At 60.6% G+C, this 7,577-nt stretch carries 8 protein-coding genes; 6 read left to right on the top strand and 2 right to left on the bottom strand.

Going from position 1 to position 7,577, the window contains the following annotated elements; translation table 11 throughout:
* The 3 genes from ACRXB1_RS25510 to ACRXB1_RS25520 all read left to right on the top strand — a co-directional run.
* The coding region (locus ACRXB1_RS25510) for an SDR family NAD(P)-dependent oxidoreductase (RefSeq protein ID WP_449493616.1) at positions 1-532 on the top strand (532 nt) is incomplete at its 5' end.
* A 152-nt stretch (positions 533-684) separates the two neighbouring features.
* On the top strand, positions 685-1,668 hold the full coding sequence (locus tag ACRXB1_RS25515) for a hypothetical protein (RefSeq protein ID WP_449493617.1): 984 nt from the start codon (positions 685-687) through the stop codon (positions 1,666-1,668).
* A 211-nt stretch (positions 1,669-1,879) separates the two neighbouring features.
* Positions 1,880-2,785 (top strand): DUF72 domain-containing protein, encoded by a 906-nt coding sequence (locus ACRXB1_RS25520; RefSeq protein ID WP_449493618.1) that lies wholly within the window; start codon positions 1,880-1,882, stop codon positions 2,783-2,785.
* A 10-nt stretch (positions 2,786-2,795) separates the two neighbouring features.
* Here the strand turns inward: ACRXB1_RS25520 and ACRXB1_RS25525 are convergent, their stop codons facing one another.
* Positions 2,796-3,572, bottom strand: a complete 777-nt coding sequence (locus ACRXB1_RS25525) for an NAD(P)H-dependent oxidoreductase (RefSeq protein ID WP_449493619.1) — start codon at positions 3,570-3,572, stop codon at positions 2,796-2,798.
* A gap of 85 nt (positions 3,573-3,657) precedes the next feature.
* Between ACRXB1_RS25525 and ACRXB1_RS25530 the strand changes: the two genes are divergently transcribed.
* A complete protein-coding gene (locus ACRXB1_RS25530; RefSeq protein ID WP_449493620.1) occupies positions 3,658-4,557 on the top strand; it encodes a LysR family transcriptional regulator in 900 nt (299 codons plus the stop codon).
* Here ACRXB1_RS25530 and gcvA read toward each other — a convergent pair.
* Positions 4,532-5,479 carry a transcriptional regulator GcvA gene (gene gcvA / locus ACRXB1_RS25535; protein ID WP_174364003.1) on the bottom strand — a complete coding sequence of 316 codons (948 nt, stop codon included), beginning with the start codon at positions 5,477-5,479 and terminating at the stop codon, positions 4,532-4,534. The genes ACRXB1_RS25530 and gcvA overlap by 26 nt on opposite strands.
* Before the next feature lie 111 nt (positions 5,480-5,590).
* Between gcvA and leuC the strand changes: the two genes are divergently transcribed.
* Together leuC and leuD are read left to right on the top strand one after the other, a co-directional pair.
* A complete protein-coding gene (gene leuC / locus ACRXB1_RS25540; RefSeq protein ID WP_449493621.1) occupies positions 5,591-7,021 on the top strand; it encodes a 3-isopropylmalate dehydratase large subunit in 1,431 nt (476 codons plus the stop codon).
* Positions 7,021-7,577 (top strand): 3-isopropylmalate dehydratase small subunit (gene leuD, locus ACRXB1_RS25545; RefSeq protein WP_449493622.1); only part of this gene is annotated, 557 nt, incomplete at its 3' end. The genes leuC and leuD, both read left to right, overlap by 1 nt.

Here is a 7,577-nt window from a genome sequence, read left to right on the forward strand (position 1 = left end):
TGGCCGCCTCGATCTGCTCATCCAGAATGCGGCCGTTTCGAACACGAAGAAGCAGCCCGGGCAGACCGTCGAGGAGTATTCGAGCACGACACGACCGAGCAATGTATCTCTCGATGAAATGCGCGCAGTGTGGGACACCAATGTCTTCGGTGTGCTTGCCGTGTATCAGGCCATGCTGCCAATTTTGCGCAAGACGCCGGGTGCTCGCATCATCAACGTATCGAGCGGCGTCGGGTCGTTGACGACGAATCTGGACCCGGCTTTCCCGTATCGCGGGATCTTTGGGCCCGTCTACCCCGCGTCCAAGACGGCGCTCAATGCCTTGACGGTCGCCATGGCTATCGAACTGGAGCAGGAGGGCATCAAGGTCCACGCCGTTTCTCCAGGTTTTACCAAGACGAACCTCAACGGCTATGCGGGCACCGATACCGTCGAGGAAGGGGCGCGCGAGGTGGTCCGCGTTGCAATGCTGGGTGCGGACAGCCCGACAGGGACGTTCACACGATGGAACGATGTGACGATCCCGTGGTGATTCATCGGGCGATAGCCCCTGGTTCGGGGGAGTACCTCGACTGAAAGTGAGATTGAGATCGAGATAAGCGGTTCAAGACAAACCATCCCGGACTCGCGTGCGGTAAATTGCTTTCCTGGTGGGTATGCACTCGCCACACGGAGAGAACCCGCATGCGATCTTCGGCGCGATACCACCGTAACGTTGCGCCGGTCCTTGTGGTCCGGCTCTTTGTCGTTCTTTCGATCGTCACACACGCGGCATATGCCGTTGCGCAATCCAGCCGCGATCTCATCGGCGCTGCGCGTCTCGGGTCAGGTTATTCGCAAATCCTAAACTTGACCGCGTCCCCGGACATCAGCTCCGCACACCTCGACATCTCGAATGGCGTCGCTCCCCATTCATTCACCATCACGCGAATTCCCTATGAGGGTAGTCTGCTTACCTTCTCCGACCAAAACAGTATTGGCTGGCGGGTTTCCGGTGGTTACTTTCGCGAAAAGGACGAACTCGCGATTGGCGGCCTGGACGGCGCGGCGGGCAGTGTCGCGAGCAAGTGGTCGGCCTTCAGCGCAACGGGCGGTCTGTTCCTGAAAAGCAAACTCGGATATGGATTCACATTCGAGCCCGGCCTGGACCTGAGCATGGCCAGGTTGCTCAATGACGCTTCGTATAAGGGTGCGGCCGCCGGCCTTAAACCTCTCACGGATGGCCCGTTGTTCAACTGGCACGAGAATGCGTGGCTGGTCACGCCGAACGCCGCGCTCGAATGGACGACGAACATTGCGTCAGCACAGACGCTGACGATTCGCGGGCATATTGCGTGGTCGTGGATCTCCAGCTTTGACGAGTCGGATCCCTTGTTGCGATTCAGGGAAACGGCCGGTTCATGGTCGATCCAGTCGGCTTACACGGGACCGACCGGCGCTCAGCTATTTGCCCGCCCGCTGAATTATGTCGTCAATGCGGGATACGGCGGATTCTTCGGGGCCAATCACAGCGCGCTCGGGTTTTCGACGTTGGCGAACATCGGCGGTGGATTCGACCTTCCCATCTCAAGAGACAACGCTCAGGCCAAACACGTGCGTGTGGGCGGGGCGTATCTATTTGGTCCCCACGTCAGCGGCTGGACGGTGAGTCTCGGCCTGACTTATTGAATGGTGGAGCGGGCGGACACCCATGTTTAGGCTGCACGAAGCTCTTCCCCTACTGACCAAAGTCCCCGCCTTCGATTTCCCGTACGCTGAACTTGCCAATTAAGACTGTATGGATGTACAGTGTTTCGTTCGCATTCTGATTCCACCGGAAACAATTGATATTGGGCGCGAACGCCAACATGCGATCAATACATCAACGAGGACAAGTGCTGTGAGCATCCTGGTCGGCACGGCGTCATGGACGGATCCCACACTCATCAAGTGCAAGCGTTTTTATCCGCCGGGGTGTTCGAGCGCGGAAGCGCGCTTGCGCCATTACGCGTCCATTTTTTCTATCGTGGAAGTGGATTCGAGTTACTACGCTATGCCAAACGCGACAAATTCGGTGCTATGGGCTGAGCGAACGTCGCCGGAATTCGTGTTCAACATCAAGGCGTTCCGGTTATTCACCGGTCATCAGACTGCGCGCGACATGTTTCCCGCCGACATGCAGCCGCACCTGCCGCAGAATGGCAAGACGAGCTTGTATTACAAGGATTTATCGGCGGAAATGCAGCAGGAATTGTGGTGTCGGTATTTCGAAGCCATTGAACCACTACGTGCTTCGGGCAAGCTCGGCGCGGTGCACTTCCAGTTTGCGCCGTGGGTGATCTGCAATCCGCATGGCATCCGCCATGTCGAACATTGTGCGGACGTCATGAGCGCCATGGACGGCTGCACCATGGCGGTCGAATTCCGCAATCAGACATGGTTCGATGCAAAGCGCCGCGACTCCACGCTCGCCATGGAGCGCGAGCGCGGACTGGTGAACGTGGTGGTCGACGAACCGCAGGGATTCAGCAACAGCATTCCGGCCATCTGGGAAACAACACACCCGGGGCTCGCATTGATCCGTCTGCACGGGCGCAATCACGAGACGTGGAATATCAAGGGGGCGGTGGCGTCGTCGTCGAGATTTCACTACGAGTACAACGACGAAGAACTCGATCCCATCGCGAGCCAGATCATCGAGATCTCAAATGCCGTGGATATGACCCACGTGATCTTCAACACCAATTACGAAGACCAGGGACAACGGAACGCGTTGAAGCTGATGGGGTTTCTCGACCACGCGTGACATTGAAAGCTTACTCGATGTGCACGCCGAAACCCGCCTGGCCCGGCGCCATATCGGCGCGTAATGTGAGTTCGGGAATGTCGTACGCCCCGGCGTTTTGCCGGCGATACGCAATCGGCTTGGCGGTCCAAAGGGCATCGAGACGTTGTCCGAGTGCATCGCGCGCTTTCGCGAATCCCGCCTCGTCCACTTTCCCCGTCCGATAAATCACGAAGGGCGGCAGCACATCGAAGCCCGGGTAATAGAGAATCCCATGCTGGATGGGGAACAGGAGGTCGTCTATCGGACCATTGATGCCGCGTGCCGCGTAGTGGGATTCCCAGCCGCCCGTAGTCACCATCAGCATCGCCCGTTTTCCGGCCAGCGTGCCTTCGCCATAACGGTCACCCCAGTGCTTGTCCGAGTGCTCGCCTACGCCGTACGCAAAGCCGTAAGCGTAGACGCGTTCCACCCAGCCTTTCAGGATTGCCGGCATGGAGAACCACCACAGCGGAAACTGCAGGATCACCGCATCCGCCCATTGCAGCTTGTCCTGTTCCTCTGCGATGTCCCTCGTCTGGCGGCCGTTCTCGAATGCGAGCTTCGAGTCGAGCGCGGGGTCGAAACGTTCGGAGGCTTGCCCGTCCATGCTGTCCCTGGCGTCGAGCGATGCTTTCCATTTCATTGCATACAGGTCCGATACCTTCACTGCGTGACCTGCATTCTCCAAGCGTGTGACCGCGAAATCCTTCAGCGAACCATTCAGTGACTTCGGTTCGGGATGTGCATAGACAATAAGAACGTTCATGGTTCGACCCTTCAGTGCTGAAAGAAGCAGCGTAGACCGTCGTTCGGTATAGTGGAAATGAATATCCAACATGCCAGGTATTGCCATGAATGATCTCAGGCGTCTCGATCTGAACCTCTTGCTGACGCTCGACGTCCTGCTTTCGGAGCACAACGTGACGCGCACAGCAGAGCGCCTGAACTTTTCGCAGCCGTCGGTGAGCGTTCATCTCGCGAAGTTGCGCGATGTGTTCGGCGATCCGCTGTTGTTGCCGGGACCGCGAGGCATGCGGCCCACGACAAGAGCCGACGAGTTGCGCGAACCGTTGCGGCAGGCGCTCGAAGCGCTCGAGCGCGCGGTATCGCCGGCGAGTCCTTTCAGTCCTGCCGAAGCAAGCAACACCTGGCGCGTGGCGGCTGCCGACTATGCCGAATCCACTGTGCTGTTACCCGCGATGGCCGGATTGCGGACGGCTGCGCCCGGCACACGGCTGGCAATCATGGAAATGTCACCGTCGCGGATTGCGCGGCAAGCGGAACGCGGAGAGATCGACCTCGCGTTTCATACCAGCGAAGGCGCGCCGGAAGGCCTGCACAGGCGGGTGCTTTTCACCGAGCGATACGTGCTGGCCGGACGTGCGGGTCATCCGCGTTTGAAGCGCCGGCCGACGCTCGCGCAATTTTGCGCGCTCGAGCATGTGATCGTATCGACGGATGGCGGCGGGTTTCGTGGCATCACGGACGAGGCGCTTGCCGACGCCGGCCTGACGCGCCGGGTCGTGCTTTCCGTACCGCATTTCTTGTTCATGATGCAGGTGCTGGCGAGCACGGACCTTGTCGCGATGATGCCGTCGCGGCTGGTCCGCAACGTCAGCACGCTGCGCGTGGTCGAAGCACCCGTCGATGTTCCCGGCTACGACCTGGCCATGCTCTGGCATGAGCGGTCGCACAGGGACGCCGCGCATCGATGGTTGAGGGAGTTCATTGTGGCGGGGGTGAACCGGTGATGGCCGGGGCCGACAAGCCGCGCTCATAGTCCACGGCTTCCCAAACCAGCCACGCTTCAAACGCCTCGAGTTGCGGCGACTTCGCTCCAACCTGCGAGCACGCGAGGTAATACGCCCCTGGCGTGGAAACCTGCAGATCAAACGGCGAGACCAGCCGTCCGCTACGCAAGTCATCTTCGATCAACGCGCGCACCGCAATCATCACGCCCAGGTCATCTATGGCGCCCTGATACGCGAGCGCCGCGTTATCGAAATCAATGTGCCCCTCGCTTTCCAGCTCCGTCATCCCGGCTTCGATCATCCAGCGCGACCAGTCCATCGGACGATTCCTCGATGAAAGCAACGTGTGATGCGCAAGATCCCCGGGGGTTCGCAACGCAGGTCCGCGTTCGAGCAAGGATGGACTGCACACCGGCATCAGCACTTCGCCCAGCAACCGGCGGTGACCCGCGCCCTCGGGAGGAAAAGGATGGGAATGCACGGAGACATCGATATCCTCGCGCCGGAAATTCGCGGGCTCGTGAGAGGTGACGACCTGAATATCGATCTTCGGATGCAGCGACTTGAATCGCGTGAGGCGCGGGACCAGCCAGCGCATGGCGAAGGTGGGCGGCAACTTCAGCCGCAAGACCGAACCGTCCGCGTCGTCACGCGCTTCTCGCGTCGCGTAGTCGATCTGGTCGAACACGCTGCTCAGCGCACGGATATAGGTTTCGCCCTTACGGGTAAGTTCTATGCCCCGATGCGTGCGCAAGAAAAGCTTCACCCCGAGCCAGTCCTCCAGCAGCGACACATGGCGGCTGATCGCGCCTTGTGTCACGAGAAGTTCCTTCGCCGCGCCGGTGAAACTCAGGTAGCGCCCGGAGGCTTCGAAGGCGCGCAATGCATTGAGAGGAGGAAGTTTTCGTCGCATATTTCGCATGAGATTTTCTCATGCCGCCCATGATATATCGATCGTTGCACGGGAGACAGAACTGCCTATCATCGTCTCAACAGCGCAGGAAACAACGCTGACAAAGACGGAGACAACGCAGTGAACCAAACTTCCCCGGCACCAAAAACGCTATTCGACAAGATCTGGAGCCAGCATCACGTCCTCGAGCGTGAAGACGGCCAGAGCCTGCTTTACGTCGACAGTCATTTCCTGCAGGACGGATCGGCGCCCGCGTTTGAAATGCTGCGCCAGCGCGGCCTGAAAGCGCACGCGCCACAACGCGGATTCGCCACCCCCGATCATTATGTGCCCACCGGCAGCCGCGATCTTGCGAGCATAACCGACCCCGAGAAGCGCGCAATGGCCAACGCCCTGCGCGACGACACCAAAAGTCTCGGCATCACCTTCTTCGGCCTCGATGACGTGCGCCAGGGGATCGTCCATGTCGTCGCCCCCGAACAGGGCCTGAGCCGCCCCGGCATGCTGATCGTGTGCGGCGACAGTCATACGTCCACGCATGGCGCAGTCGGCGCACTGGCGTTCGGCATTGGCGCGACGGAGGTGGCGCATGTGCTCGCAACGCAGACCTTGTGGCAGCGCAAACCGAAGGCGCTGCGCATTGCGCTCGAGGGCACGCTGCCTGCGGGCGTGGGCGCGAAGGACGTGATTCTCGCGATCATCGCGAAGATCGGCGCGGGCGGCGCGACCGGCCATGTGATCGAATATGCGGGGCCGGTCATTGAAAGTTTGTCGATGGAAGGCCGCTTCACCATCTGCAACATGTCGATAGAAGCAGGCGGCCGCGCCGGCATGATGGCCCCCGACGACACCACGTTCCACTATCTCGCAGGCAAGCCGTTTGCGCCGCAAGGCGCGCGCTGGGACGAGGAGGTGGCGCGCTGGCGCGGGCTTGCATCGGACGCAGGGGCATCGTACGACAAGGAGATCACGCTCGATGTCAGCACCTTGCAACCCATGGTCACCTGGGGCAACAGCCCGGAGGACGCGCTGCCCATAGATGCCCGCGTGCCCGATCCCGCAGACGCGCCTAATGCCGAGAAGCGCGCCGCGATGCAGCGCACCATGGATTACATGGGCCTTACTCCCGGTATGACGCTCGATGGCCTGACCATCGACCGCGCATTTATAGGCTCGTGTACGAATGGCCGCATCGAGGATCTGCAGGCGGCTGCCGCCGTGGTCAAGGGACGCAAGGTCGCGCAATCGGTCGAAGCCTGGGTGGTGCCGGGCTCGGGCCTCGTCAAGCAGGAAGCGGAAGCGCTGGGTCTCGACCGGATCTTCAAGGACGCCGGTTTCCAGTGGCGCGAAGCCGGCTGCTCGATGTGCCTCGGCACCAATGGCGACACCGTTGCGCCGGGGCAGCGCAGCGCCTCGACCACCAATCGCAATTTCGTCGGCCGGCAAGGTCCCGGTTCGCGTACTCACCTGATGAGCCCTGTGATGGTCGCCGCCGCCGCGTTGAGCGGGCGCGTAACCGACGTGCGGCCCATGCTTGCCGGGGAAATCTGATGGAAGCCTTCGCCCATCTCGACGCGGTCGCACTGCCGGTTGCGCGCCCGAACTGCGACACCGATCAGATCGTGCCTGCACGATACCTGCAGAAACCGCGCTCGGACAATTTTGGCAATTACCTTTTCCGCGACCTTCGATACCACGCGGACGGTTCTGAAAAAGCCGGCTTCCTGCTCAATCTGCCCGCTTATCAGCCGGCGAGGATCGTGGTCGCGAAGGAGAACTTCGCGTGCGGCTCGTCGCGCGAGCACGCGGTCTGGGCGCTGTACGACTACGGCGTGCGCGCGGTGATTGCGCCTAGCGTGGGGGACATCTTTGCGTCGAACGCATCGAAGAACGGACTGTTGATCGTGCTGCTGGCCGCTGATGTCGTCGACGAAATGATCGGCAAGATCGAGGCGAGCCCTGGCCTGCATGTAAGCGTCGATCTCGATGCGCAAACCGTGTCCACGCCGGACGGTGTATCGCATACATTCAGTATCGATGCCTATCAGAAGCGTTGCCTGAAGGAAGGTCTCGACGAACTCGGCTACACCCTCACTCAGCTCGACCG

The organism is Caballeronia sp. M23-90, from assembly GCF_053574605.1.